Origin of the sequence: Pseudomonas sp. WC2401 (genome assembly GCF_041200115.1) — a bacterium.
Lineage (GTDB): Bacteria > Pseudomonadota > Gammaproteobacteria > Pseudomonadales > Pseudomonadaceae > Aquipseudomonas > Aquipseudomonas fragi.
The window spans coordinates 2,178,165-2,204,657 of the sequence record NZ_CP165623.1 but is presented as its reverse complement, the minus strand read 5'-3'; the positions used below and the strand labels follow the sequence as shown (position 1 = coordinate 2,204,657).

The window sequence follows — 26,493 nt, the reverse complement described above, 5'->3', positions numbered from 1 at the left end:
GTCTCCTCAGAAGCCCTGGGTCAGTTGTTCGGCGATTGGGCCGAGGGCCAATGTCGGCAAAAAGGTCAGGCCGCCCACCAGCAAGATGGTCACCGTCAGCAGCGCGACAAACAGCGGGCCGTGGGTGGGGAAACTGTCCTGGCCAATGGGCGCACTTTTCTTGATTGCCAGGCTGCCCGCCAATGCCAGCACCGGCAGGATGTAACCGAAGCGCCCGATCAACATGCCCAGGCCCAGCATCAGGTTGTAGAACGGTGTGTTGGCGTTAAGCCCGGCAAACGCCGACCCGTTGTTGGCACTGGCCGAAGTAAAGGCGTACAGCACCTGACTGAAACCGTGGGGCCCGGGGTTGCTCACCGAGGCCACGGCACCGGGCAGCACGGCGGCAATCGAACCCAACACCAGCACGCCCACCGGCATCACCAGCAAGGTCACCACCAGCAGCTGGACTTCCCTGGCCTGGAGTTTTTTACCCAGGTATTCAGGGGTGCGGCCGATCATCAGGCCGGCGAGAAACACCGCGATCAACACGTTAAGCAACATGCCGTAGAGCCCGGCACCGACACCGCCGAAGATCACTTCGCCGACCATCATGTTGACCAGCGCCACCATCCCGGTCAGCGGGTTGAGGCTGTCGTGCATGGCGTTGACCGAGCCATTGGAGGCCGAGGTCGTGGTTTCGGTCCACAACACGCTGCCGGTGGTGCCGAAGCGGGCTTCCTTGCCTTCCAGCGGTGCGCTCTGTTCAACCAGCGGGCTGTTGAGTGCCGGGTTCGGCTGGTACTCGGCATACAGCGCCGTACCGCCGCCGATCAGGAACAAGGCCAGCATACAGGCGATGATTGCGCGGCTCTGGCGCAGGTCCTTGACGTAATGACCGAAGGTGAACACCAGTGCCACCGGGATCAGGATGATCGAGGCCAGCTCGAACAGGTTGCTCCAGGCACTCGGGTTCTCGAACGGATGCGCCGAGTTCACACCGAAAAAGCCGCCGCCGTTGGTGCCCAGTTGCTTGATCGCAATCTGGCTGGCAGCCGGGCCCAGCGGGATCACTTGATCCGTGCCCTGCATCGTCAAGGCATTGACGTAATGGGCGAAGGTTTGCGGCACGCCCTGCCACACCAGCAGCAACGCCAGCACCAGACACAGCGGCAGCAGGCCGTAGAGGGTGGCGCGGGTCATGTCGACCCAGAAGTTACCCAGCGTGTGCGCCGAGCGACGGCTGATACCACGGCACAAGGCAACCAGCACGGCCAGGCCGGTGGCGGCGCTGACAAAATTCTGCACGGTCAGCCCGGCCATCTGGCTGAAGTAACTAAGGGTCGCTTCACCGCTGTAGCTCTGCCAGTTGGTGTTGGTGACAAAACTCACCGCGGTGTTGAACGCTTGCGTCCACTCCTGCCCCGGCAACTGCTGGGGGTTGAGTGGCAGGTACTGCTGGAACAGCAAAATGGCGAACAACAGCACAAAGCCCATCAGGTTGAACACCAGCAGGGCCAGGGTGTACTTCTGCCAGCTTTGCTCGGTGGCCGGGTCGACCCCGGCGATGCGATAACAGATTTTTTCGACCGGCCCCAGAGCCGGGCTCAGCCAGGTGCGCTGACCTTCCATCACTTTGTAGTAAAAACGCCCCAGCCAGGGTGCAGGCAACAGCACCAGGGCAAAAAAGGCGAGGATCAGCCCATAGTCATAACTGTGCATACCCGCTCCTAGTTCCGGTCTGCGCGCAACAGCGCAACCAGCAGATAAACGAACAGCGCCACTGCCAGCAGCAGCGACACCCCATCCAGAATGCCCATGACAACTCTCCCCAGGCGGCACCTGCCGCGTATGGAGAGAGTGTGAGTAAACAGGCCGTAAAGGATCGAGATCGAGAGGGATGCGGGGGCGTAAAGAAGGTGTAAAAAAGCAGGCAAACACTGTGGGAGCGGGCTTGCTCGCGATGGCGGCGACGAGGTGTGCCGGTCAAACCGCAGCGATCCGATCGCGAGCAAGCCCGCTCCCACAAACGGAAGGGGCTGTCAGCGCAACAGCGGGCTGTCCAGTACCTCGGAGGCGCCGCCCAGCACGCTTTCGCTTAGCTGGATAAAGCTCGCGGTGTTGACCTTGTCCATGCGCATCAGCGCCTGACTGACATCATCCAGCGAGCGCTTGCTGTGGGTCTGCAAACGGATTTCACGGTCCAGTGCCTGTAACAGCGTGACTGCCCGCGCAACCATTGCCGCGTTGGCCTGTTGGCCGCGCAGGCGGGTGACGTTTTTACCGGCAGCGTTGAGCTTGTGCTGCAGGGTCTGGTAACGCTCGTCGCTCATGCCGCCAGCGCGGCGCAGCAGTTCAATGGCGTAATACTCGCTCAATCCCTCGCCGATCCAGTCATGCCCCGGCTCGTCATTGATGCCGCTGAACAACTGCACCACTTCACGCAACAGCGGGCTGCTGCCGCTCTCGCTGACCAGCGGCAAACCGCTATAGAGGTAAATCGAGTTGCGCGCTGCCGCGCTGCCTTTCCACATCGGGCTGCCCGCACCGACGATCAACAGTTTGGGCGGGTTACGCGGGAACACCGCCTGCACCTGCGGCCAGACAAACGTCAGCAGGGTCAGCACATCCATACGGTGCATGCCCTGCCCCTTCGGCGCGCTGACCGTGACTTCAGTTTCGCCCAGGGTGGTGCGGCGGCTGCCCAGGTTGCCCGCGAGCATCCAGCCGGTGGGGCGGTCAAACAGACGCGACACATCATCGATACGAAAGCGATTTTTACCGATACGCGGCCAGGCGGTTTCAACGCTTTTCCAGCCTTTGGGCAGTTCGAATTCAAGCCGCGACACCAGCTCGACCCCATCCTGCTGGTCAAGGTTGGCAGGCGGGATCAGTTGTTCACCGCGAATCAACGCCCAGTCAGGGGTAATGCGGGTGTCGAACGCGCCGTTCTTGCGCGGCTGGCTCAGGCGCACGCGGTAACTCAGGCTGGCACTGCCCGATGCCGGGCGCCATAGGCCACGGCTATGTGCCGGGTCAGTGCTCAGTTGCCATTGCCCGTCGGCCTTGAAATCGCTGTAACTGCCCGGCGCGCCCAGGTCGAAGTCCAGGCTGCGCACGGCTGCCCCTTCGGCCAGGGTGATCCGCACCTCGGCCTGATCGCTTTTGGGCAGCAACTGTACGTGATAGTCGAGCGCAACTCTTTGCGCCGCCCACAGCGGGCCCGCCGCCAGCAACAGCAGCAAACCCAGGGGCAATGTGTAACGCAGCGGCATATACGCTCCTTGCTAACCGCTCCGGCACTTAGCCGGCGCGGAAAATCAGATGATCTTCCCAGTCGTCTTCCGGCACGCTGCCTTCGGCCAGCATGCGCCCTGACTGTGAAATGCGTTCATGGTGCACAGCATCCGGGTCGCCGCACACCAGGTGATGCCACAGCGGCAGATCCTTGCGCTCGCTCACCAGCCGGTAACCGCAGGTCGGCGGCAGCCACTTGAACTCTTCGGCCTTGCCCGGCGACAGTTGAATGCAGTCCGGGACTGAATCACGACGGTTGGGGTAGTCAGTGCACTGGCACGTCTTCAGGTCGAGCAGCTTGCAGGCGATGCGCGTGTAGTAGACGCTGTTGTCGTCTTCATCTTCGAGCTTTTGCAAGCAGCACAACCCGCAGCCGTCGCACAGCGACTCCCATTCCTCTTGATCAAGTTGATCGAGGGTCTTGCGGATCCAGAACGGTTCAACGATTGCGGCCATGGTTCAAACATCAACATCAGGGAGTGGAAAAGGCCGCCAGTCTAGTGCCCAAGGCCCCGCGGGCCAAGGGCTTGTCGTCAGACTTGTCAGCTTGACGGCATCCCAGTAGTTTTAGCCGCTGAATTGAGCCGTTACATTTACCTCAGGAAACCGCCATGCCCGCTAGCAGCCGCAAAGCCGATCACAGCATTCACGAGCAATTTACCCAGCGCTGGTCGCCCCGCGCCTTTACCGACGCGACCATCGACAAGGCCACCCTGCTGAGCTTTTTTGAAGCTGCACGCTGGGCGCCGTCGGCCTACAACGCACAACCCTGGCGTTTTCTGTTCGCCCTGCGCGGCACCCCGGAATTCGACCGCTACCTGAGCCTGCTGGTGGAGTTCAACCAGGGTTGGGCCAAGCATGCGGCGGCCCTGGTGGTGATTGTGTCCAAGACTACTTTCGCGGCCCCCGGCACCACCGAAGAAAAACCGGCCCCGACCCATGCCTTTGATACTGGCGCAGCCTGGGGCCACCTGGCCCTGCAGGCGCACTTGAGCGGCTGGCATACCCACGGCATGAGCGGGCTGGATTTTGAGCGCGCGCGCCAGGAACTGAAAATCCCTGAGGGCTACCAGGTCCAGGCGATGGTTGCGATCGGCAAGATCGGCGACAAGTCGAGCCTGGTGGACTACCTGCAAGCCAAGGAAGTGCCAAGCCAGCGCGAACCGCTGAGCAAGCTGGTGGCTGAGGGTGATTTCAGCCTGTAACCCGGCCCTTTGTGGGAGCGAGCTTGCTCGCGATGGCTTCGACGCGATTTACCGAATAGACCGCGTCGCCTGCATCGCGAGCAAGCCCGCTCCCACAGGTTTCAATACCCGCGGTCGAAATCCACTTCGCCACGCAATGGCTCACCTGCCTGATAGGCCCGCAGGTTGTCGACAAACAACTGCACCATCATCGGCGGCGAAGTCGGCGCCGAACTATGACCGGTCAGCAGCAAGCCCCAGGCGGTCCAGAACGGGTGCTTGGCCGGCAACGGCTCCTGACGGCATACGTCAATCACCGCCCCCGCCAGATGCCCCACGCGCAAGGCCTCGACCAGGTCAGCATCGACCACGGCCACGCCACGCCCGGCATTGATAAACACGGCATTGGGGTTGAACTGCGCAAACAGCTCGGCATCGTACACATCATGGGTGTCCGGGGTATTGGGCAGCAGGTTGATCACGTAATCCACCTGCCCGACCAGGCGCGGCAAATCGCTCAGCACGCCCACTTCCTGGAACGGCGCCAGTTCACGGGGGGTATTGGCAATGGCATACAACTCGACGCCAAAAGGCAGCAGAAACTTCGCCACGGTCTGGCCAATATCCCCGGCCCCGACAATCAGCACCTTGCGCCCTACTAGGCTCTGGCCCATGCGGTTATCCCACTTGCGCTCGACCTGGCTGACCAGCCGGGCCATGACTTCACGCTCGTGGCCCAGCATGTACGTCAATACGTACTCGGCCATCACCTGACCAAAAATCCCCACCGCACGGGTCAGCCGGTAATCACGGTTAAGGCCATCGGCCAGCAACGGCGTAATCCCCGCCCAGGTCGACTGCAACCACGCAGGCTTGTGGCCCTGACGCATCAAGGTAGCCAGCAGGTCCGGCTGGCCCAGCCACACCGGGCACTCGCCAGCCATGCGTGACAATTGCTCGGAGTCGCCGCTGGAGTGCACCTCAAGATCGGGGGCAAGGCGTTGCAGCAGTTGGGTGTAGAGCGGGTAATCGTTCTCGGCAATCAGGACGCGCATGTTTGCAACCTTTCCAGAACACTGCCAGCGCCCGCCGCCGGGGTTTGCCCCGGCGCGTTCGGGCACCGCCAATCAAAATGAGTCCGTTTCAGACAGGCGCCCGGAACCGGGCACCTGGCGCTGCACTTACATCGGGTCGTTGCGACGCAACAGCTCTTCGGGCAAGTGCTCGATGTATTCGTCTTCGGCAGGTGGCATTTGCAGGTGGTAGCCCTGGGTCTCCAGGTTTTCCAGCACCTTGGTGATGTCTTCACGCGACAGCTTACGCTCCGGCGTCAGCACCAGGTCAAAGGCATGGATCGCCTTGCCGAACGCCAGCATCAGGGTTTCCGGCACGCGCTCCAGGGCATCGGCCTTGAGCACATACAGGTACATTTCGTTGCGTTTGGTGCTGCGGTAGATCGAGCAAATACGTTTCAAGACGGTTCTCCAGCGGTGGCCAGGCAATCGAGCAAGGCCTGGCCCATCAGCTCACGGCGCCAGCCGCGCAGTGAGTCCGGCAATTGATAAGGGCCATTGGGGAAGCCACTTTTAAGCAGGGCTTCCAGGGTTTTCTTGCGCAGCATCAGTTCCGGCGCGATGTTCAGGCGCTCGGCCTCGGCCTGGCCGATGGCTCGCAGGCGCTTGATCAGCAGCGCGGCCTCAACCGGCAACGGCTCGGGCACGGCAGGCGGCCATTGCTCCGGCGGTAGACTGCCAGCACGCTTGATCAGATCAAGCAAAAACTCGCCGTCCTGACGCACGGTACGCGGGTGCATGTCTTCGATACGCGCCAGCGCCACCAAGTTGTCGGGTTGGGTCTTGGCCAAAGGCCACAAGGCGTGTTCACGAATCACCCGATTGCGCGGCAGGTCCCGGGCACGGGCTTCGTGCTCGCGCCAGGCGCAGATTTCACGCAGTACCGCCAGTTGCGCCCGTGACAGTTTCCAGGCCAGCTTGGCGTCGCGGTACACCTCGTAGGGGTCTGTTTCGCGGCGCAGGTTGGCGACCAGTTCGGCGCCATCTTCCAGCACCCAGTTGTACTTGTCGGCCGACAGGCGCGGGTGCAGCAACTTGTAGACTTCGGCCAGGTGCACGGCATCTTCGGCGGCGTAGCTGATCTGGGTTTCCGACAGCGGGCGCTGCAGCCAGTCGGAGCGGGTCTCGCCCTTGGGCAGGTCGATGTCCAGCACTTCCTTGACCAGGCGCGAATAGCCCATCGAGAAGCCCAGGTTCAGGTAGGCTGCGGCAAGCTGGGTGTCGAACAACGGCACGGGCAGGCTGCCGGTCAGGCGCAGCAACACCTCAAGGTCTTCGCTGCAGGCGTGCAGCACTTTGACCACCGCCTGGTTTTCCAGCAAGGCGGCCAGGGGTTGCCAGTCGTCGATGGTCAACGGGTCGATCAGGTACGCCCGGGTGCCGTCGCCAATCTGGATCAGGCCGGCAATCGGGTAAAAGGTATCGACCCGCATAAATTCGGTGTCGAGGGCTACGAACGGCAATTGTTGCCATTCGGCGCAATGTTGGCCGAGGCTATCGTTGTCGCGAATCCAGTGAATATCGATGGCCACACGGCTCTCCCTTGAAGAATGGCGCGCAGTATATATCGCCGCCAGGGATTTCCGGAGACTGACTCGACACGTTGTACGCGAAAAAGCCTACGAAGTTTCAATCTAAAACCTGCAGCCACTTACTGTTTTTAGTTGTAGGCTGCTCGATTTCCCCTCAAAACGGTTTTGTTACAACACATTATGTGACAAGCCTGATGGGCCACCGCGCGAGGACACGCGTAGATTTACGCCCTATAAGAACCGAGGATGACCCCATGCATATGCCCCGCAAACTGTCAGCTGTTGCGCTTTCACTGGCAGGCCTGAGCGCGTTCGCCAACGTCGCCTGGGCTGAACAGACCGCCCCCAACATCGAGGCCGTTGTGCAAGACGGTGCCAAACAAGTCATGCAACGTTACAACGTGCCCGGCCTGGTCATTGCGGTGAGCGTTAACGGCAAGCAACAGTTTTACACCTTTGGCGTGGCATCAAAGGCCACCAACGCCCCCGTCACCCCTGACACGCTGTTTGAAGTCGGCTCCATCAGCAAGGCGTTTACCGCCACCCTGGCCACCTATGCCCAGGCCCAAGGCAAGCTGTCTCTGAGCGACACCGTCGGCAACTACGAGCCGCAACTTCAGGGCACGCCCTTTGGCAAGGTAGCACTGACTCACCTGGCCACCCATACGGCCGGCGGGTTCCCCTTGCAAGTCCCGGACAGCGTGCAGAACGAACTCCAACTGATGGATTATCTCAAGGACTGGAGGCCGGTGTACCCGACCGGCACCCAGCGCAGCTATGCCAACCCCAGCATCGGCATGCTCGGCGTAATTGCCGCCAAAAGCCTGGACCTGCCGTTTACCCAGGTCATGGAGCAGCAACTGTTTCCGGAACTGGGCCTCACAAGCAGTTACTACACTGTCCCCGAAGGCAAAATGGCGCTGTATGCCCAGGGTTACGACAAGCAGGATGCACCGGTTCGGCTCAACTCAGGCGTACTGGGCAATGAAGCCTACGGCTTGAAGACCACAGCCCGCGACCTGATCCACTTTACCGAACTGAACCTGGGCAGGGGTGAAGCCAGCCCGTTGCTGCGCAAGGCCCTGAATGACACCCACACCGGTTACTTCCGCATAGGCCCCATGACACAGGACCTGATATGGGAACAGTACCCTTATCCGGTCGAACTCAAATCGCTACTGGTGGGCAACTCGAACAAGATGGCCTATGAGAACAATGGTGCCATTGCCCTGAACCCGCCTTTGCCCCCCCAGCAAGCGGTTTGGGTCAACAAGACCGGTTCTACTTCAGGCTTTGGTGGCTACGCTGTGTTTGTGCCGGCGGAGCAAAAAGCGATCGTGATCCTGGCCAACAAGAACTACCCCAACGACGCACGGGTCGAGTTGGCCTACAAGATCCTCAAAGCCGCAGATTAAGTGTCTTTGCGCAAGATGTAGATGCTGCCCAGGCCACAGCCGGGCAGCACCTCATACTGTTTGAGGATGCTGAAGCCGGCCAGCTCAAACTGGGCTTCAATCTCGTCCTTGCTCACCACGATGGGTTGCGGGTCCTGGGGTTGCCCCGCGGGGCGACCAAGGGTGACTGACAGGATCAGGCTGTCACGGCTCACCCGGTGCAACTCGCGCAAAATAGCCAGGCGATGATCAATGTCACGCACATGATGAAACAGCTGCATGCAAAAAATGCAGTCCACCGCGTTTTCCGAAATATCAATGGAAAACACCGAGCTCTGGAACAGCTTGATGCGCGCCAGCAAGCTGGCGGGATGGTGGGTCTGGGCATGACTGAGCATGTCCCGGGATGAATCGCAGGCCAGGATCACCCGGTTGCCGTGCTCGGCCAGCACCGGCCAGTAACGCCCGGCGCCGCAGGCCAGATCGAGGATAAGGCCGGGCTCGCCCGCGACCTTGAGCGCCCGGCGCACCAGGCGCCGTTCGCGCCACAACGCCAGCCTGCGCACAAAGCCTTGCGGCTGTGCCTGCTGGCAAACCTTCGCATGCTCGCGGTCATAACGCTCGGCGAACTCATGCTCAATCGGGGTGGAAGGTGGCTGCGACGACATGGTCCGCGAACTCTTGTGTTTGATGATGATCGACACAGAGATTAACGGGGCGCCAGTGAAAAAATTGTCAGAAATCCATGAAAATAGACATGGCGCGGTTGGAGCGGACTTGCTCGCGATTGAATGGCCCCGTTTACTCAGACAAATCGCCTCACCGCATCGCGAGCAAGCCCGTTCCCACAGGTCAAGCCTGCTGCAAATACCAGCGCCAGTCCTGCTCCCCCACCTCGCCCATAAACTGGCGATACTCCGAATGTTTGACTGCCAGGTACACCTTCAAAAATGGCGCCCCAAACGCTTCCTTTGCCCACTCTGACCCCTTGAGCGCCCGCAAGGTGGTCAGCCAGTCGGTGGGCAGCCGCTCGCTGGCCTGGGCATAGCCGTTGCCTTCAACCGGCGCACCCGGGTCCATCTGCTGGCGAATGCCGCGATGAATCCCGGCCAGAATGGCCGCTGCAGCCAGATACGGGTTGGCATCGGCGCCACAGATGCGGTGCTCGATATGCCGCGAAAAAGCCGGACCGCCCGGCACCCGCAAACTCACCGTGCGATTGTCCACGCCCCATGTTGCAGCCAGCGGCGCATAGCTGTTGCTCTGGAAACGGCGATAGGAGTTGGCATTGGGGCAAAACATCAATAACGAATCGAGCAAGGTGCTGAGCATGCCGCCCACCGCCTGCTTGAGCAACGGCGTGCCCTCTGGTGCTTCGCTGGCAAACAGGTTGTTGCCGTGCTTGTCGGCCAGGCTCACATGCATATGCATGCCGGTGCCAGCCAGATCATCGAAGGGCTTGGCCATGAAACAGGCCTGCATGCCGTGCTTGTGCGCCACGCCCTTGACCAGACGCTTGTAGCGCACCGCTTCGTCCATCGCCTGCAAGGCATCGCTGCGGTGCTCCAGGGTGATTTCCACCTGCCCCGGCGCATATTCGGAAATTGCCGTGCGCGCAGGTATCCCCTGGAGCTTGCAGGCGCTGTACAGATCGGCAAGGAATGGCTCGATCTGCTCCAGCTCGCGCAGGCCGTAGACCTGGGTTGCTCGCGGACGCTGGCCATCGGCATCGCGGGCCGGTTGCGGGCGGCCGTTGCTGTCACGCTGCTGGTCGAGCAGATAAAACTCCAGCTCGGCGGCCATCACCGGGTAATAACCGTCGGCCTTGAGATCGTCGATCACCCGGGCCAGCAAGTGCCTGGGGTCGGCCACCGTGGCGGGCATGCCCTGCTGCGGGTGCATACTGACCTGCACCGCCGCTGTCGGTATCAGGCGCCACGGCATGCGCTGCAAACTGCCACTGATCGGGTAGGCGCGGCAGTCGATATCGCCCACATCCCACACCAGCCCGGTGTTCTCCACATCATCGCCATTGATGCTCAAGCCCAGGATCGTGCTGGGCAACGGCCGCCCGCTTTCATAGACCGCCAGCAGCTCGTCACGGTGCAGCAACTTGCCTCGGGGCACACCGTTGTTGTCGATGATAAACAGCTCGAACATCTCGATGTCCGGGTTCAGTTGCAGAAAATCCAGGGCTTCTTGCAACGGGGCAAAGGCGGTTGTGGCACTCATGGCAATACTCATCGGCTCGTATCAGAAAGGCGCACGGGGGCGCAGTCATTCAGGATTTGACGGGGCGACAAGATCCGGCGGGCGGGCATGACGGCAGTGAAACAAGGCCCAAAAGGCCTGCCAGGGGCACTGAGTGCTGCTCATACCTGCAACCGTTGCCAAAAAGGGAACCCAGCCTCACACGCCCGGGTCGGTTGTTTAAATGCAGGGTTTTATACCTTTGGTTACATCGGCGCTAAACATACGCCCCACTCTGTGGGAGCGGGCTTGCCCGCGATGCAGGCGCTGCGATCATCCGGCAAACCAGGGTGATGCAATCGCGAGCAAGCCCGCTCCCACAACAAGCCACCTTCCAGCGCTCTGGTGAACGTTTCAAACCCCGGCAAGGTCGCATGCAGTGTCTATCCTGCTTGATCCACCCTACTGCTTCGAGGAGCCCGCACCATGACCAGAACCGTTGCCGATTTCATCACCGAAACCCTGCAGCAAGCCGGCGTAAAGCGTGTGTTTGGCGTGGTGGGCGATTCCCTCAACGGCTTTACCGATGCCCTGCGCCGCCAGGAACAGATCGAGTGGATCCATATGCGCAACGAAGAGTCCGCCGCGTTTGCCGCCGGTGCCGAAGCCCATCTGACCGGTGAACTGGCGGTATGCGCCGGCAGTTGCGGGCCAGGCAACCTGCATTTGATCAATGGCCTGTTCGACGCCCATCGCAGCGGCGTACCGGTGCTGGCCCTGGCCGCGCATATTCCCGGCAGCGAAATCGGTATTGATTATTTCCAGGCCACTCACCCCGAAAGCCTGTTCAAGGAATGCAGCCACTACGTCGAACTGGTGTCTGATGCCGGGCAGTTGCCGCAGATTTTGCATCGAGCCATGCGCACAGCCATCGCCAAACGCGGGGTGGCCGTAGTGGTGATACCCGGCGACGTGGCGCTGCAAGCCACCGAGGCCAAGGTACCCCAGTGGCTCAAGCCTGCCACGCCGCAGATTTGCCCGGCCCCTGCCGATATCGACCGGCTGGCGTCATTTCTCAATGATGGCAAGAAAGTCACGCTGCTCTGCGGGGCCGGCTGCGCCGGTGCCCACAGCGAAATCCTCGCCCTGGCCGAACGCCTCAACGCGCCCATCGTGCATGCCCTGCGCGGCAAGGAACACGTGGAATACGATAACCCCTATGACGTTGGCATGACCGGCCTGATCGGCTTCGCCTCGGGGTACAAGGCGATGATGAACTGCGACACCTTGCTGATGCTCGGCACCAACTTCCCGTATCGCCAGTTCTACCCCGAACACGGTTACATCGCGCAAATCGACCTGCGCCCCGAAGCGCTGGGCAACCGCTGCCCGCTGGAGCTGGGGCTGCTCGGTGATGTGAAGCTGACGCTGCAGGCAGTGCTGCCCAAGGTGATGCAAAACCCCGACCGCGAGCACCTCGACAAAGCACTCGACGACTACAAGAAAGCCCGCGAAGACCTCGACGCCCTGGCCGAAAGCGGCCCTGACAGCGCCATCATCCACCCGCAGTACCTCAATCGCCTGGTTAGCGAACTGGCGGCAGAGGATGCGATTTTCACCTGCGATGTCGGCACGCCCACCGCGTGGGCTGCACGTTACTTGAAGATGAACGGCAAACGGCGCCTGATCGGCTCGTTCAACCACGGTTCCATGGCCAATGCCATGCTGCAGGCCATTGGCGCCCAGGCAACATTCCCTGAGCGTCAGGTCATTTCCATGTCGGGTGATGGCGGCTTCACCATGATGATGGGCGACTTCCTGACCCTCAACCAGGTGGGTTTACCGATCAAGGTCATCGTGCTCAACAACGGCACCCTGGGTTTTGTGGAAATGGAAATGAAAGCCGCGGGGTTCCCGGATGTGGGTTGCGACCTGAAAAACCCGAACTTTGCGGCAATGGCCCAGGCGATGGGCGTGAAAGGCATCCGGGTCGAGCACCCGGCCGAACTCGAAGCCGCCCTGCGCGAAGCCCTCAGCCATGATGGCCCGGTACTGGTGGACGTGGTCAGCGCACGCCAGGAACTGGTCATGCCACCGACCAAGACCTTCGAGCAGGCCAAGGGCTTCAGCCTGTTTATGCTCAAGACCGTCATGGACGGCCGCGCACGGGAGCTGATCGACCTGGCCAAAGTCAATTTGTGGCGTTAATGAACTCCCTGTAGCCGCAGTACTTTGTGGGAGCGGGCTTGCTCGCGATGCATACGGCGCGGTCTGTCAGGTAAACCGCGTCGATTTCATCGCGAGCAAGCCCGCTCCCACAGGGAGGCCTTGACCGGCAACAGAGTCTCTACATGATTGAAAAACGCTTCAGCTTGCGATCCCGGGCGGCTCTCGCCTAATATACGTTCCATATACATTTCATATTGGAACGCTAATGGGCATCGTCAAGATATCCGAGCAAATGCACGAAAACCTGCGGGTCGCCAGCAACGCGCTGAGCCGCTCGATCAATGCGCAAGCCGAACACTGGATGCGTATTGGCATGCTGTCCGAACTGCACCCCAACCTTGATCACAACCAGATCTGCCGCCTGCTGGTGCGGGCCGAGCAGGCGGGCGGCCTGGACTTGAATGTGGCACTGCAAGACACCCCCCTCGCAACCGGAGCACATTCATGAAGGCCAGCGTCGTTATCAACACCCCGGCACAGATCGCCCAGTCCAAGGTCGCGGGCAAGCTGGCCGCCGAAGTGCTGGCCATGATCGGCGAGCACGTCAAGGCCGGGGTCACCACCGACCAGCTCGACAAGATCTGCCATGACTATATCGTCAACGTGCAAAAGGCCATCCCCGGCAACGTGGGCTACCACGGCTTTCCCAAAACCGTGTGCGCTTCGGTCAATGAAGTGGTGTGCCACGGTATTCCGTCAAACCGGGTGCTGCAGGACGGCGACATCGTCAATATCGATATCGCGGTGGTCAAGGATGGCTGGTTCGGCGATACCAGCCGCATGTACTTCGTCGGCGAGCCAAGTGCCGCGGCGCGGCATCTGGTGAAAACCACCTACGACGCCATGTGCGCCGGGATCCGCATGGTGCGCCCCGGCGCGACCCTGGGCGACATCGGCCACGCTATCCAAAGCCTGGCTGAAAAGGAAGGCTTCAGTGTGGTGCGCGAATACTGCGGCCACGGTATCGGCAAGGTCTACCACGACGAGCCGCAAGTGCTGCACTACGGCTATCCGGGCCAGGGCATGAAGCTCAAGACCGGCATGATTTTCACCATCGAACCTATGCTCAATGCCGGCAAGCGCCATGTCAAAACCCTGCCCGACCACTGGACCGTGGTCACCAGGGACGGCTCGCTATCAGCCCAGTGGGAACATATGGTGGCCGTGACTGACAACGGCTTCGAGGTGCTGAGCCCGTGGCCGGACACCATGGCCGACTACCCCGCCATTGTTTGACGGGCACTGCACAGGGATGGCGATATGACGGTTGAAAGCTACGACCAGCTGGCGATCTTCGCAGTGGTTGCCCAGGAGCGCAGCTTTACCCGCGCCGCCGCTCGCCTGGGCATGTCGCAACCCGCCCTGAGCCGGGCCATGCGCCAGCTCGAGGAGCGCCTGGGGGTCAGGTTGCTGGCGCGCACTACCCGCAGCGTTGCCCCCACACAAGCGGGTGAGCACCTGCTGCAGGTAATTGCACCACGCTTCGACGAGATCAACAACGAGCTGGCGCTGCTCAGCGAGTTTCGCGACCGGCCGGCAGGTAAATTGCGCATCACCGCGGGTGAGCATGCCGCGATTGCGGTCCTGCAACCGGTACTGGCACAGCTGCTGCCCGACCACCCGGACTTGAGCATCGAAATCATCGTCGACTACGGCCTGACCGATATTGTCGCCGAGGGTTACGATGCTGGCGTGCGCCTGGGCGAACAGGTGGCCAAGGACATGATCGCGATGCGCATCGGGCCTGATATGCGCATGGCGGTGGTCGGCTCCCCCGCTTACTTCAGCCGCTACCCCAAGCCGATGATCCCGGCCGATCTGGTGGCCCACAACTGCATTACCTTGCGCATGCCTACCCACGGCGGCCTGTTTATGTGGGAGTTCGAGAAAAACGGCCAGGCCCTGAAAGTGCGGATCGAAGGCCAACTGGTGTTCAACAACATTGCCATGCGCCTGGAGTCGGCACTACAGGGCCTGGGCCTGGCCTATATGCCTGAAGACGCAGTGCGGCCCCATATCGAGCAGGGCCACCTGATCCGCGTGCTGGAGGACTGGTGCGAACCGTATTCCGGCTACCACCTCTACTACCCGAGTCGACGCCAGTCCTCGCCGGCCTTCACCCTGTTGCGTGAAGCCTTGCGCTACCGCGACTGACGAGCAGCCAGTTGGGCGTCCAGTGCCTCGCTGGCGCGCCGGGCGGCATCGCCATCGCCACTTTCGGCGAGCACCTGGATCACCTCACGCAATTGCGCCTCGCTGAGACCAACACGCAGGCTGGCGCCCATATGTGAACGCAGTTGCGGCTCCACGCCTGGGGTGGCGGCCAGGGCACCGACCGTGGCCAGCTCGCGACTTTGCCAGTCCAGATTGTCCCGGGCAAAAATATCGCCGAACAAATGCGCCTGCAGGTACTGGTTGATCACCGGGGCAAAATCAAACAGCGGGCCCTGCACCGGCGCCCCGGAAATCCGCGTTTGATTGGCCTTGCCCAGAGCCAGCAGCTCTTCACCCGCAGGGATCGCAGCTTCGGGTTCACGCCCCGGGGCGTCTTCAATGCCCCGTTGACGGCGGGCATCGAGCACCTTCATCAACTGACCGAGGGCATTGAGGCTACGCGGGAAGCCCGTGTAAGCATACAACTGCACCAGGATTTCCTTGGCCTCGCTGACCGTCAGACCGGCATCGAGGCCCTGGTTCAAGGCGCTATCGAGCGCGGGCATATTGCTGCTGGCCATGGCGGCGGCGATCAGCGGGATGGCCCGCTGGCGTGGCGTCAGCCCCTGCCCGGCCACCCCGCTGACGGCCCGGGAGCCGTCGACGGGCGGGGCCGCCTGCACTGAATCGATGGTCAGCCCCAGGCTCAGGGCGAAGGCCGCAGCCAGCATGGCTGGGCTCTGGAACTTAACGGGCCTGGTATTGTTCATCCGTCACTTTCTCCATCCAGGTCACGTTTTTGCCGTCCACAGTGCCGGTGACGGCCAGATGGGTCATGGCACCGCCCGGGGCGGCACCGTGCCAGTGCTTGATCCCCGGCGGGCAGACCACCACGTCGCCGGGGTGAATCTGCTGCACCGGTTTGCCCCACTCCTGGGTCAGGCCCACCCCGGACACCACCACCAGCCGCTGTCCGGCAGGATGGGTGTGCCAGGCCGAGCGTGCGCCCGGCTCGAAGGTGACATAGGCCGCCGATGCCTTGATTTCATCGCTGGCGGCAAACAGCGGGTCGACCCGCACCTGCCCGGTAAAGTAATCCTCGGGACCGGCAGTCGAGACCTGGTCGACGCTGCGGATAATCTGCTGCGCCCGGGCCTTGTCGTCAGCGGCTGCCGAGCCGGCGGCGCCCGCCAGGGGCGCCGCTACACACATTGCCAGAGTCCATAGTGTGCGGTTCATGCAAACCTCCTCGTATCAGAGTGTTCTGGCGTAGAAATCAGCCAGCTGGCTGATGGCTGCGTCGACATACTCAGGCACCCAGTAAGTCTGAATATGGGTTGCGCCATCGATCTTGAACAGCGTCTTGTCCTTGGTGCCCGTGGCCTTGGCGAACGCCTGCTCGGTCATGTACAGGGTGTCGGCCTTGCTGCCGGCAATCATCAACAGCGGCTTGTTGAGCAGTTCAAGCTGGTTGGTGGCATCAAAGCTCATCAGGTCCATCAGGCTGCTGAGGGTGTATTTGAAGGTCGAGTTGGGGTGGGCGTGAGTCTTGCCGTAGTACTCGAAGCCTTCGCGATACAGGTCAAAAGGCAGTTTGGCGATTTGTTCGTCGGTGAGTTTGACATCACCGGTGTACACCACTTCGCCGCCTGCCGCTTCCTGGGCACGGGCATCGGAGGCCTGCTGCAGGCGTTCCTGGATGGTGTCCAGTTGCGAGTCCATAAAGCCATTACGGCGCACCAGCCCGGAGTTGAACATGCTTACGGTGGCAATCGACTGGAAGCGCTTGTCGCTCTGCCCGGCCTTCAGCGCATAACCACCGCCGCCGCAGATGCCCAGGAGGCCTATGCGTTTGGTGTCGACACCGGGGTAATTGGCAATAAAGTCGGCCATGCCGTGAATGTCTTCGACACGGTTGGCGGGTTTGTCGACGTTGCGCGGCTGGCCACCGCTGGCGCCCTGGTAGGCGGCGTCGGCGGTAATGGTGATGTAGCCCTTGTCAGCCAGGCGCTGGGCATACAGGCCCGCGACCTGTTCCTTGACCCCGCCGTTGGGGTGCGCGACGACGATGGCCGGGTATTTTTTGCCCGCATCGTAGTTGGCCGGTGTGTACACATTGGCGGCGATATCCAGGCCGTTGAGCTTGTAGGTAACAGGATGGATATTGACCTTGCCCGGTTCGTTGCGAGTGATTGCATCGGCGTAGGTCAGGGTGAACGGGTTGGCCTTGTAGTCCCCCGCCTCGGCGGCTGACATACCGACCATTGCAGCCATGAGCGTGGCTTTAAGTACTGTAAACGTCATAAATATCTCCCTCTCAAAGTTAAACTTCTGCAGGAAACGGCCACCGGGGGCGAGCGCGTATTCAATATAGAAGTAACTTAGCGACTGGGGACTGATTAATAAACGGCGCTTACCGGATAGCACTTATACCCTGTAAGCATAAATCCCCCCTTGCATCCGTGCGCCCCCTTCGCAACATCCGGCTAACCTGTGTTCAGTCCCGCCTGTTTGCTCACCGGAATTTGCCCATGTCCATTTTTCTCGATCATCCGTTGTCCTGGAGTGCCCTGCTGCTGGTGAGCGACGCCGTGCTGTGGCATCTGGCGCCCTTCAGGCAGCGCATTACGCGGGTCGCGGTGCGCCTGGCGCTATTTGCGTTATTCAGCGCGATCATTTTCAACGCCGGGGTCAGCCCGTTGCAGCCGCCGCTGTTTACCGATGATCGGGTCGCCCAGTTGGGGGCCACCGCGCTGGGGATTGTGTGGTGGCTGTATGCGGCGCGGGTGCTCACCGAGCTTATCGGCCTGGCGCTGATGCGCCGCATCGGCCACAGCGGCCGCCTGCTGCAGGATGTCATTGGCGCGCTGGTGTTTCTGGCGGCCATCGTCGCCGCGGCCGGTTATGTCCTGGAACTGCCGGTCAAGGGCCTGCTGGCGACTTCCGGGGTGGTGGCCATCGTGGTCGGCCTGGCGTTGCAGAGCACCTTGAGCGACGTGTTTTCCGGCATCGTGCTCAACACCACCAAACCGTATCAGGTGGATGACTGGGTGGTGATCGACGGGGTCGAAGGCAAGGTGCTGGACATCGACTGGCGCGCCACCCACCTGCTGACCAGCGCAGGCAGCACGGCGGTGGTGCCCAACTCGGTGGCAGCCAAGGCAAAAATCGTCAACCTGAGCCGGCCCGCCAACCTGCACGGGGTGTCGATCAGTATCCAGGTGCCCAACCATGTTCGCCCGCGGCGGGTGCTGGACGCCCTGGAGCGCACCCTGCAGGGCAGCAGCAGCCTGTTGCTCGACCCGGCGCCCCGGGCGGCGCTCAAGGAAACCGGCGAGAGCATGTCCGAATATGTGGCCAGCGGGTTTATTGCCGAGCTGGGCAAAAAAAGCGAAGTGCGCAACCAGTTGTTCGACCTGGCTCACCGGCATCTGGAGGCCGTGGGCATTTCACGCCAGCCCGACAGGGTCATCGAATCCGCGAGCCATGCCCGGGCGTTGCTCGATGAGGTAAAAATCTTCCGCTCGTTGAGTGAACAGGAGCGCGACCAGATCGCCCGCTCGATGGTTGCCCGGCAATACGCGGCTGGTGAAGTGGTGTTGGCCCATGACGAGGTACCCGACAGCCTGATGGTGATCGGCACCGGCGTGATCAGCGTCACCCTGCCGGATCCCAAGGGCCCCGTCGAAGCCGGGCGCATGGGGCCGGGGGAGATCATGGGTGAAGAAAGCGTGCTCACGGACTCGCCGTCCCTGGCGACCTTTACCGCCTTGACCTCAAGCATCATTTATCAGATCGACAAGGCCCTGACCCGGGACTGCATGGTGCAGCGGGCCGAGGTTGGCCAGGCCCTGAGCAAATTGCAGGCGGTGCGCCAGCAAAGCAGCCGCATGGCGCTGATGACCGCGCCGGCGCCGATCAGCAAAGGCGGGTTTTTGAGTTGGCTGCACCGGCATTGAGCAAGGGCAGCCAGCGCCCCGTAGCAGCTGACGAGTGGAACGAGGCTGCGTTCGATTGCGAAGCAATCGTAAACCTGAGCGCGCGGTTTATCTCACACACCGCATGCTCGGGTTTCACGAAGGCTGCCTCGGGGTGCCGCATCTCACCGAACGCAGCCTCGTCCCACTCATCAACAGATACGGAGGTTGAGGGTTATCTGGAGGTAAACGCCGAGTAGCTGTTCATCAGGTTGCGGTAGTTAGGGATGCGTGGTGACAGTAAGTTGGCCAGGCCTTCCATATCGTTGCGCCAGTCAACCTGCAGCTCGCACGCCACCGAAAACCAGTTGACCAACTGCGCACCCGCCGCTGTCATCCGCGCCCAGGCCGCCTGTTGCACGGTTTCGTTGAAGGTGCCCGAAGCATCGGTGACCACAAATACTTCAAACCCTTCCGCCAGCGCCGACAGCGTCGGAAAGGTTACGCACACATCCGTCACCACGCCCGCAATGATCAGTTGCTTGCGCCCGGTCGCCTTGACCGCCTTGACGAAATCTTCGTTGTCCCAGGCATTGATCTGACCGGGGCGCGGGATGTAGGGCGCATCGGGGAACAGCTCCTTGAGTTCGGGCACCAATGGGCCGTTGGGGCCGGTTTCAAAACTGGTGGTGAGGATGGTCGGCAACTTGAAGAACCTGGCCACATCAGCGAGCGCCAGCACGTTGTTCTTGAATTCGTTCGGCGAGAAATCCTGCACCAGCGAAATCAAACCGGTCTGGTGATCAACCAGCAGCACCACAGCATCATCTTTGTTCAGGCGTTTGTATGGAACGTTGCTCATATGGAACTCCTTGATAGATGGGTGTAACGGGATCAAAACGCAAAACAGGAGCAGCCGAAGGCGCCCCAGAAACCGGCAAAATCGCTGACTGGCGCAGTCGACAAACGCGCCTTCTCATGGCCGTGGGCATGCACCGCGCACGGCCCGTTGCACTGGTGGGCCAGGGACGGTGCGCCCGGGCGCCAGTGACCAGGGACTTGCACCACCGGCGACCAGTCGGGCAAGACCGGCAGCCGGGCCGGGCCAAGTTTTTCGAAGTCGTCGGCGGCATACACGACCTCGCCGCCCACTACGGTCAGCACCGACTCGATCCATTTGATAGCCTCTTCATCGACGCTGAAGAAGTCCGCACTAAGGACCGCGACGTCCGCCAGCTGGCCGACCTTGATCTGGCCCTTCTTGCCCTGCTCGGAGGAAAACCAGGCACTGCCGTGGGTAAACAGTTCCAGCGCGGTCAGCCGCGGCAGGCCCTCGGCATGCAGCTCGAGCCCGCCCACGGTGCGACCGCTGACCATCCAGTACAGCGATGTCCACGGGTTGTAACTGGACACCCGGGTGGCATCGGTGCCCGCACCCACCGGCACGCCTTCGGCCAGCATGCGCTGGATCGGTGGCGTGGCTTCGGCGGCTTTGGCGCCGTAACGTTCGACGAAATACTCGCCCTGAAACGCCATGCGATCCTGAATCGCGATACCGCCGCCCAGCGCCCTGACCCGTTCGATGTTCTGAGGGGTGATGGTCTCGGCATGATCGAAAAACCATGGCAGGCCATTGAACGGCATATCCCGATTGACCTTCTCGAACACGTCGAGCATGCGGCTGATGGACTCGTTGTAGGTGGCGTGCAGGCGGAACGGCCAACGCTGCTCCACCAGATGGCGCACCACCGGCTCCAGTTCGTCTTCCATGGTCTGGGGCAGGTCAGGGCGCGGTTCGAGGAAGTCTTCGAAGTCAGCCGCCGAGAACACCAGCATTTCCCCGGCACCGTTGTGGCGCAAATAGTCATCGCCCTGGTGCAGCTTGACGCTGGAGGTCCAGTTCTTGAAGTCAGCGAGTTCTTCCTTGGGCTTTTGCGTGAACAGGTTGTAAGCGATGCGAATGGTCAGTTGTCGGTTTTTGGCCAGTTGCTCGATGACCCGGTAGTCGTCGGGGTAGTTCTGGAAGCCACCACCGGCATCAATCGCGCTGGTGAGCCCGAGGCGATTGAGTTCACGCATGAACTGGCGGGTCGAATTGACCTGATACTCCAGCGCCAGCGCTGGCCCCTTGGCCAGGGTCGAATAGAGGATCATCGCATTGGGTCGCGCCACCAGCATGCCGGTGGGGTTGCCCTTGGCATCACGCACGATCTCGCCACCTGGCGGGTTCGGCGTGTCACGGCTATAGCCGGCCACTCGCAGCGCGGCCCGGTTGAGCAAGGCGCGGTCATACAAATGCAGCACAAACACCGGGGTGTCCGGGGCCGCCTGATTGAGTTCGTCCAGGGTCGGCATACGCTTCTCGGCGAACTGGAATTCGTTCCAGCCACCCACTACGCGCACCCACTGCGGTGTGGGCGTGCGTGCGGCCTGCGCCTTGAGCATGCGCAACGCATCGGCCAGCGATGGCACGCCTTCCCAGCGCAGTTCGAGGTTGTAGTTCAGGCCACCGCGGATCAGGTGCAGGTGCGAGTCATTAAGCCCGGGAATGACGCAGCGGCCCTTGAGATCGATTACTTGCGTGCCCGGACCGCGCAGGGCCATCGCCTGGGCATCGGTGCCGACCGTGACAAAACGGCCTTCACGGATGGCCACGGCACTGGCCTGCGGATTGTCGCGGTCGACGGTGTTGAATTGACCATTGAACAGGATCAGATCGGCGTTCATCACGTTTCCTTGGGCGCACAAAGGACTGGGGAGCTGCGGGATCGAGTTTCAGCGTAGATCCTTTAAGCAAATCCGATGCCGCCATCGGGCGGGAGATTCTGTGCGGGAGCTGGCGGACTAGCGCAGCAAATGGCGCCCTATTGGCAAACGATCGGTGCACTGGCCGCGTTGCCAGGGCGGCAGCCGAGCTTGCCCATGACCGCAGGGGAATAGCAGGTCAGCATTTTTCTTGTTCACGGGTGTGACAGAGCGCTCACCCGTACCTATTCTGCAAATGACCTGCGCGCCGCCAGGTTCTGGAATCCGATCCTCCACTGCAGCTTATTACGCTTATCGAACCTGCCCATGACCGACCGTTTCAAACCATCACGACCATTGCCCGTAAACCTGCGCGGCCTGATCCTTTGCATTGTTCTGATGTCGGTCCTGGCGACGCTGTGCAACAGTCTTGTCGTGGCTTATCGAGTACAGCGCGACGCCCTGATCCATTCGACCCTGGAGTCCAATGCAGCCTATGCAGCAAAAGTCGCCTCCAGTATCGGTGAGTTTTTGCGGGCGGCGCACAGCAACCTCAACTACAGCGCCAAAATTCTCGGCAAGCACTGGGACGATCCGCAGGTACTGCATGAAGAAGCCTTGCGCCTGAAGGCACAGGACCTGTACTTCAATGCCATTGAAATCATCGACGCCAACGGCAACGTCCTCGCAGCGAACCCGCCTGCCTCGCAAGTTGGCGACTCCAGTTTCAGCGCAGACGGCATCCAGCAGGCACTCAAGGAGCGCCGCCCGCTGGTCAGTTCGACCCATATTTCCAGGCAGGGCAATCTGGTCGTGTTCATCTCACAACCGGTTTTCGGTAAAGACGCAGAGTTTCTCGGCGTGGTGGTGGGCTCGGTTTTCCTGCTTGAGCAAAGCGCCTTGCACACCGTCATCAGCAGCCACTTTCATCACGAAGGCACTTTTGCATTTGTTGCCGACAGCAATCGTCGGCTGCTCTACCACCCTGACCCCAAGCGGATTTCCGAAGTGCTGAGCTGGAGCCCGGCGATCGATGCCGCATTGCGCGGCGAACGCGGCTCAATGGAAGTAGCCAACTCGCGGAACGTCGACATGCTGGCCGGTTACGCCCAGGTGCCGGACTCGAACTGGGCGGTGGTCGTGCAACGGCCCAGGGCGCTGAGCCTGGCCACCTTAAGGCAACTGATGCACGACATGCTTATGGGCATGGTGCCGGCAGGTGTTTTGGGGCTGGGCCTGGTACTTGCCGGCACCACCCTGATCGCCCGACCGCTGCGCCAGCTGTCCGCAGCCGCCCAACAGTTATCGGCAGCGCAAACCCCACAGCAACTGCAACGTATCAACGCCTGGTACCACGATGCCTCGGCCATCCGCCAGGCCATGCTGGCGGGCGTACAGCTGCTGCAGCAAAAGCTTGGCCGGCTCAGCCACGAGGCACAAAGTGACCCTCTGACCGGCCTGGCCAATCGCCGGGCCATGGATGAGTTGCTCAATGTACTGGAGCAGACTGAGCAAGCGTACTCGGTACTGGCACTGGATATCGATCACTTCAAAAAGGTCAATGACACATTCGGGCATGACGCTGGCGACGTGGCACTCAAGCAGGTTGCCGAAATCCTCAAGCAAAACTCCCGGGCAAACGACCTGGCATGTCGCAGCGGTGGTGAGGAATTTTCGCTGCTGCTACCGGACACGACACAAGAAACAGCCGGAGCCATTGCCGAACGCATACGCCAAAGCATCGCCGAGGCGCGTATACCGCAAGTCGGCAACCTGACTATTTCCATAGGGGTGGCCAGCAAGGCGAACGCGCCAATGACCGCACAACAGGTACTTAAACTGGCCGACGAACACCTTTACCGCGCCAAGGAAAGCGGTCGCAACCGGGTGGTGTCGGCCTGAGAGTAGATTGGCGGCGCATTTATCGACGCCCACGAAAAAGCCCCTGAAATGTTCAACCATTTCAGGGGCTTCGTCTTGTTCAATAATGGCGGAGAGATAGGGATTCGAACCCTAGGTACTGTCGCCAGTACAACGGATTTCGAATCCGTCCCATTCGGCCACTCTGGCATCTCTCCAACGGCGCGAATAATAGCGCGGTTTTTGATTTTGGCAAAGCCTTTTTTCAAAAAAACCGCGCTGTATCAGTTGCTTGCGCGCCTTTACTGCTTAAAGCGGGACGCCGAGGCGGTTTGCAACTTCTTCGTAGGCTTCGATAACGTCGCCCAGACCCTGACGGAAGCGGTCCTTGTCCATTTTCTTGCCGGTCGCCTTGTCCCACAGACGGCAGCCGTCCGGGCTGAATTCGTCACCCAGGACGATGGAACCGTCGTGGAATACGCCGAACTCAAGTTTGAAGTCGACCAGCAACAGGCCGGCGTCATCGAACAGTTTGTTCAGTACGTCGTTAACCTTGAGCGACAGTTCTTTCATGCGCACCAGTTGCTCAGCCGTGCCCCAACCGAATGCCACAACGTGGGATTCGTTGATGAACGGGTCGCCCTTGGCGTCGTCTTTCAGGAACAGTTCGAAGGTGTAAGGGTTGAGCTTCATGCCCTCTTCCACACCCAGGCGCTTGACCAGGCTGCCCGCTGCGTAGTTACGCACAACGCACTCGACCGGGATCATGTCGAGTTTTTTCACCAGGCATTCGTTGTCGCCCAGCAGTTTGTCGAATTGGGTCGGCACGCCGGCTTCTTCGAGTTTCTGCATGATGAAGGCGTTGAACTTGTTGTTCACCATGCCCTTGCGATCAAGTTGTTCGATACGCTTGCCGTCGAACGCCGAAGTGTCGTTGCGAAACAGCAGGATCAAGCGGTTTTCGTCGTCGGTCTTGTAAACCGATTTCGCTTTACCGCGATAGAGTTCTTCACGTTTTTCCATGATGGGCTCCGCATGCTAAGTAGGTGGGCTAGGCGATTGTGCGCCAGTCGAGCCCTGAATCTTGATCGGCCAGTTGCAGCCAGTCCGGGTCGCACCCGAGGGTGTCGACAAAACATTGCCGGGCCAGCTGCGGCAGGTTGTTCTTGCTGCTCAGGTGGGCCAGTACCAGGTGTTGCAGGTCTTGCCAGCCCAACTCGGCCACCAGGCTTGCGGCCTGGTGGTTGTTCAAATGTCCTTCCTGGCCTCCTACCCGCTGCTTGAGAAAAGCCGGGTAGTGACCACGCGCAAGCAGGTCGCGACAGTGGTTGGCCTCGATCATCAATGCATCCAGACCGCTGTAGCTGTCCAGTACCCCGGCGCAATACGAGCCCAGGTCGGTGAGCAAGCCAAAACGCCGCTTGCCGTCACTGAATACATACTGGGTGGGCTCCTGGGCATCATGGGCAACCAGGGTCACGCTGACGGTCAACGCGCCGATTTGCAGCGTCTGGCCACCCGCCACGTAACCGGCGGCCTCCAGAGGCTTGCGCATCCCGCGCTGGGTGCCACGGCTCATGTACACCGGCAAATTGTAGCGCCGAGACAGCAAACCCACGCCATGCACATGGTCGGCATGTTCGTGGGTGACCAGAATCGCGCTCAATTGATGGGCGCTGACGCCCAATCGTGCCAAACGACGCTCGGTTTCTCGCAACGAGAAACCGCAATCGACCAGTACATAAGTGCTGTCGCTGGCTATCAGCGTGCCATTCCCTTGGCTACCACTGCCGAGAACGGCAAAACGCATAGGATCAGCCCAGGTTGTCTTGAATCACGCCCAACACCTTGCGTGCCACTTCTGGCGAAGCCACGGTGTTGATGTTTTCTTCGACGGTAACCTGCACGCTGTCACCCACCTTGCTCAGGCGAACCTGATAACGCTGGGCACGGGCTTCCACTTCTTCCTTGTCCGGCTTGCTGCCAAAGAGACTGGAGAAGAAACCAGGTTTCTCGTCCTTCTTCTCGGCTTTTTCGGCCAGGTTGATGTAGTACAGGCCCAAGGTGCGGTTGATGTCTTCAACGCGCCATTCGCCCTGTTCAAGCGCACGGCCGACACCTGACCAGGCACGGTCGAGGTCTTCGGTCAGGGTCAGCACCGGGTTGCCGCTGCCGTCTTCACTGAGGGTAACCCGTGCCGGGGTGTCGAAATCACGCGCAGCGAGCAACGAGACCGATCCGCCCTTTTCGGCGTTACGGCTCATGCTGATCAGCATTTCATCAACCAGGGCAGCATCCAGGCCGGTGTTGACCGAACGGTTGCCGAAGTCGACATTGGCACTGCTGCCCGCAGGGCGGTTGGCACTGACCACATAGATTTCGCTGGTGTTGCGCTGCACACCCGGCTCGATGCGTACCCGCAGGCGGGTTTCGCTGTCAGAGGCCAGGCCGCTGCTGCCCACATGGCGGGCAATCGGCGCGGAAAGCTCGTCAGCGCGCTGCCAGCTCGTGGTGAACTCGCCGGTTTGCGGGCGCTGCTCGTCGATACGGAAGCCATTGTCCTGGAAGAACTGCATCGCTACCGGCCAGACTTCAGACGGCGAACGCTGCGCCATCACCCAACGGCTGTCGCCGCTTTTTTGCAGGCTGAAATCGCTGGCACTGGCAGCTACAGCCAAGGGCTGTGGACGCGGTACTTCAAACTCGCCCTTGACGTTGTCGTCGGGCACGTTGCTGGGGATCGGCAACAGCGGCACAAGGCGCTTGTCAGTCTGGACACCCGGCGGCAATTGCATCGGGGCGGTTTGACGCGCCTCCAGGTAATCGCTGCCGCGGTCGCGGAAGTAACCCTCTTGACCCCACAGCCAACCGCAACCGCTGGTGCTGGAAATAATCACGGCTAGTGCGGAAAGTCCGGCCAATCGCTTCATGCGTAGTGC

Annotated in this window: 24 protein-coding genes, 1 tRNA gene and 1 pseudogene; 8 read left to right on the top strand and 18 right to left on the bottom strand. The window is 61.1% G+C overall.

Translation table 11 applies throughout. The annotated features are described in order from the left end of the window. Positions 1–6: 6 nt before the first annotated feature. From kdpA to AB3G35_RS10100, 4 genes are all read right to left on the bottom strand, one after another. Positions 7–1,701, bottom strand: a complete 1,695-nt coding sequence (gene kdpA / locus AB3G35_RS10115) for a potassium-transporting ATPase subunit KdpA (protein ID WP_369782604.1) — start codon at positions 1,699–1,701, stop codon at positions 7–9. A gap of 8 nt (positions 1,702–1,709) precedes the next feature. Next, positions 1,710–1,799, bottom strand: a complete 90-nt coding sequence (gene kdpF / locus AB3G35_RS10110; RefSeq protein WP_016780098.1) for a K(+)-transporting ATPase subunit F — start codon at positions 1,797–1,799, stop codon at positions 1,710–1,712. Between the two features lie 222 nt (positions 1,800–2,021). Continuing rightward, positions 2,022–3,254 (bottom strand): hypothetical protein, encoded by a 1,233-nt coding sequence (locus AB3G35_RS10105; RefSeq protein ID WP_369782603.1) that lies wholly within the window; start codon positions 3,252–3,254, stop codon positions 2,022–2,024. Positions 3,255–3,282: 28 nt separating this feature from the next. Continuing rightward, positions 3,283–3,732, bottom strand: coding sequence for a YcgN family cysteine cluster protein (locus AB3G35_RS10100; protein WP_016780096.1), 450 nt, complete (start codon positions 3,730–3,732; stop codon positions 3,283–3,285). Between the two features lie 155 nt (positions 3,733–3,887). Here AB3G35_RS10100 and AB3G35_RS10095 point away from each other — a divergent pair, with 155 nt between their 5' ends. Beyond that, entirely contained in the window at positions 3,888–4,481 is a 594-nt protein-coding gene (locus AB3G35_RS10095) for a nitroreductase family protein (protein WP_016780095.1), read from the top strand. A gap of 101 nt (positions 4,482–4,582) precedes the next feature. Here the strand turns inward: AB3G35_RS10095 and AB3G35_RS10090 are convergent, their stop codons facing one another. The 3 genes from AB3G35_RS10090 to rnd form a co-directional block, all read right to left on the bottom strand. Continuing rightward, positions 4,583–5,515, bottom strand: a complete 933-nt coding sequence (locus AB3G35_RS10090) for a D-2-hydroxyacid dehydrogenase (protein WP_106117370.1) — start codon at positions 5,513–5,515, stop codon at positions 4,583–4,585. 126 nt (positions 5,516–5,641) lie between these two features. After that, the gene (locus AB3G35_RS10085; RefSeq protein WP_016780093.1) at positions 5,642–5,935 is read right to left on the bottom strand and encodes a YcgL domain-containing protein; all 294 of its coding nucleotides are present in this window, start codon (positions 5,933–5,935) and stop codon (positions 5,642–5,644) included. Next, positions 5,932–7,065, bottom strand: coding sequence for a ribonuclease D (rnd, locus tag AB3G35_RS10080; protein ID WP_016780092.1), 1,134 nt, complete (start codon positions 7,063–7,065; stop codon positions 5,932–5,934). Before rnd ends, AB3G35_RS10085 begins: the two co-directional genes overlap by 4 nt. 254 nt (positions 7,066–7,319) lie before the next feature. Between rnd and ampC the strand changes: the two genes are divergently transcribed. After that, on the top strand, positions 7,320–8,480 hold the full coding sequence (ampC, locus tag AB3G35_RS10075; protein WP_106117372.1) for a class C beta-lactamase: 1,161 nt from the start codon (positions 7,320–7,322) through the stop codon (positions 8,478–8,480). Here ampC and AB3G35_RS10070 read toward each other — a convergent pair. Together AB3G35_RS10070 and AB3G35_RS10065 are read right to left on the bottom strand one after the other, a co-directional pair. After that, on the bottom strand, positions 8,477–9,127 hold the full coding sequence (locus AB3G35_RS10070; RefSeq protein WP_369782601.1) for a class I SAM-dependent methyltransferase: 651 nt from the start codon (positions 9,125–9,127) through the stop codon (positions 8,477–8,479). The genes ampC and AB3G35_RS10070 overlap by 4 nt on opposite strands. Before the next feature lie 184 nt (positions 9,128–9,311). Beyond that, on the bottom strand, positions 9,312–10,691 hold the full coding sequence (locus tag AB3G35_RS10065; protein ID WP_095040159.1) for a glutamine synthetase family protein: 1,380 nt from the start codon (positions 10,689–10,691) through the stop codon (positions 9,312–9,314). Between the two features lie 444 nt (positions 10,692–11,135). Here AB3G35_RS10065 and poxB point away from each other — a divergent pair, with 444 nt between their 5' ends. From poxB to AB3G35_RS10045, 4 genes are all read left to right on the top strand, one after another. Next, positions 11,136–12,857: a ubiquinone-dependent pyruvate dehydrogenase gene (gene poxB / locus AB3G35_RS10060; RefSeq protein WP_169908774.1), complete on the top strand. Its 1,722-nt coding sequence runs from the start codon at positions 11,136–11,138 to the stop codon at positions 12,855–12,857. A 226-nt stretch (positions 12,858–13,083) separates the two neighbouring features. Next, positions 13,084–13,326, top strand: coding sequence for a ParD-like family protein (locus AB3G35_RS10055; protein ID WP_016780087.1), 243 nt, complete (start codon positions 13,084–13,086; stop codon positions 13,324–13,326). Continuing rightward, a complete protein-coding gene (map, locus tag AB3G35_RS10050) occupies positions 13,323–14,114 on the top strand; it encodes a type I methionyl aminopeptidase (protein ID WP_086796128.1) in 792 nt (263 codons plus the stop codon). Before AB3G35_RS10055 ends, map begins: the two co-directional genes overlap by 4 nt. A gap of 24 nt (positions 14,115–14,138) precedes the next feature. After that, a complete protein-coding gene (locus AB3G35_RS10045) occupies positions 14,139–15,032 on the top strand; it encodes a LysR family transcriptional regulator (RefSeq protein WP_369782599.1) in 894 nt (297 codons plus the stop codon). Here AB3G35_RS10045 and AB3G35_RS10040 read toward each other — a convergent pair. From AB3G35_RS10040 to AB3G35_RS10030, 3 genes and pseudogenes are all read right to left on the bottom strand, one after another. Beyond that, positions 15,020–15,802, bottom strand: coding sequence for a carboxymuconolactone decarboxylase family protein (locus tag AB3G35_RS10040; protein WP_095040161.1), 783 nt, complete (start codon positions 15,800–15,802; stop codon positions 15,020–15,022). The two genes, AB3G35_RS10045 and AB3G35_RS10040, sit on opposite strands and share 13 nt — an antisense overlap. Next, positions 15,785–16,271: pseudogene (locus tag AB3G35_RS10035) on the bottom strand (cupin domain-containing protein); the annotation flags it as partial. The pseudogene AB3G35_RS10035 and the gene AB3G35_RS10040, both read right to left, overlap by 18 nt. A 15-nt stretch (positions 16,272–16,286) precedes the next feature. Beyond that, the gene (locus AB3G35_RS10030; RefSeq protein WP_095040163.1) at positions 16,287–17,336 is read right to left on the bottom strand and encodes an alpha/beta hydrolase; all 1,050 of its coding nucleotides are present in this window, start codon (positions 17,334–17,336) and stop codon (positions 16,287–16,289) included. A gap of 227 nt (positions 17,337–17,563) precedes the next feature. On the opposite strand from AB3G35_RS10030, the gene AB3G35_RS10025 reads away from it, so the two are divergent. Beyond that, positions 17,564–18,991 carry a mechanosensitive ion channel domain-containing protein gene (locus tag AB3G35_RS10025; RefSeq protein ID WP_369782596.1) on the top strand — a complete coding sequence of 476 codons (1,428 nt, stop codon included), beginning with the start codon at positions 17,564–17,566 and terminating at the stop codon, positions 18,989–18,991. A 193-nt stretch (positions 18,992–19,184) separates the two neighbouring features. On the opposite strand, the gene ycaC is transcribed toward AB3G35_RS10025, so the two are convergent. Both ycaC and AB3G35_RS10015 read right to left on the bottom strand, forming a co-directional pair. Then, positions 19,185–19,811, bottom strand: a complete 627-nt coding sequence (ycaC, locus tag AB3G35_RS10020; protein WP_169844610.1) for an isochorismate family cysteine hydrolase YcaC — start codon at positions 19,809–19,811, stop codon at positions 19,185–19,187. A 32-nt stretch (positions 19,812–19,843) separates the two neighbouring features. Further along, positions 19,844–21,676 carry an amidohydrolase gene (locus tag AB3G35_RS10015; RefSeq protein WP_369782594.1) on the bottom strand — a complete coding sequence of 611 codons (1,833 nt, stop codon included), beginning with the start codon at positions 21,674–21,676 and terminating at the stop codon, positions 19,844–19,846. A 345-nt stretch (positions 21,677–22,021) separates the two neighbouring features. On the opposite strand from AB3G35_RS10015, the gene AB3G35_RS10010 reads away from it, so the two are divergent. After that, positions 22,022–23,596, top strand: a complete 1,575-nt coding sequence (locus tag AB3G35_RS10010; RefSeq protein WP_324708142.1) for a sensor domain-containing diguanylate cyclase — start codon at positions 22,022–22,024, stop codon at positions 23,594–23,596. A gap of 86 nt (positions 23,597–23,682) precedes the next feature. On the opposite strand, the gene AB3G35_RS10005 is transcribed toward AB3G35_RS10010, so the two are convergent. From AB3G35_RS10005 to bamC, 4 genes are all read right to left on the bottom strand, one after another. After that, a tRNA-Ser gene (locus tag AB3G35_RS10005) sits at positions 23,683–23,772 on the bottom strand. 91 nt (positions 23,773–23,863) lie between these two features. Next, entirely contained in the window at positions 23,864–24,577 is a 714-nt protein-coding gene (gene purC, locus AB3G35_RS10000) for a phosphoribosylaminoimidazolesuccinocarboxamide synthase (RefSeq protein ID WP_019410660.1), read from the bottom strand. A gap of 28 nt (positions 24,578–24,605) precedes the next feature. Then, a complete protein-coding gene (locus AB3G35_RS09995) occupies positions 24,606–25,364 on the bottom strand; it encodes an MBL fold metallo-hydrolase (RefSeq protein WP_016780075.1) in 759 nt (252 codons plus the stop codon). A 4-nt stretch (positions 25,365–25,368) separates the two neighbouring features. Next, complete coding sequence (bamC, locus tag AB3G35_RS09990; protein WP_029611313.1) at positions 25,369–26,484, bottom strand: outer membrane protein assembly factor BamC; 1,116 nt, start codon at positions 26,482–26,484, stop codon at positions 25,369–25,371. Positions 26,485–26,493 lie beyond the last annotated feature (9 nt).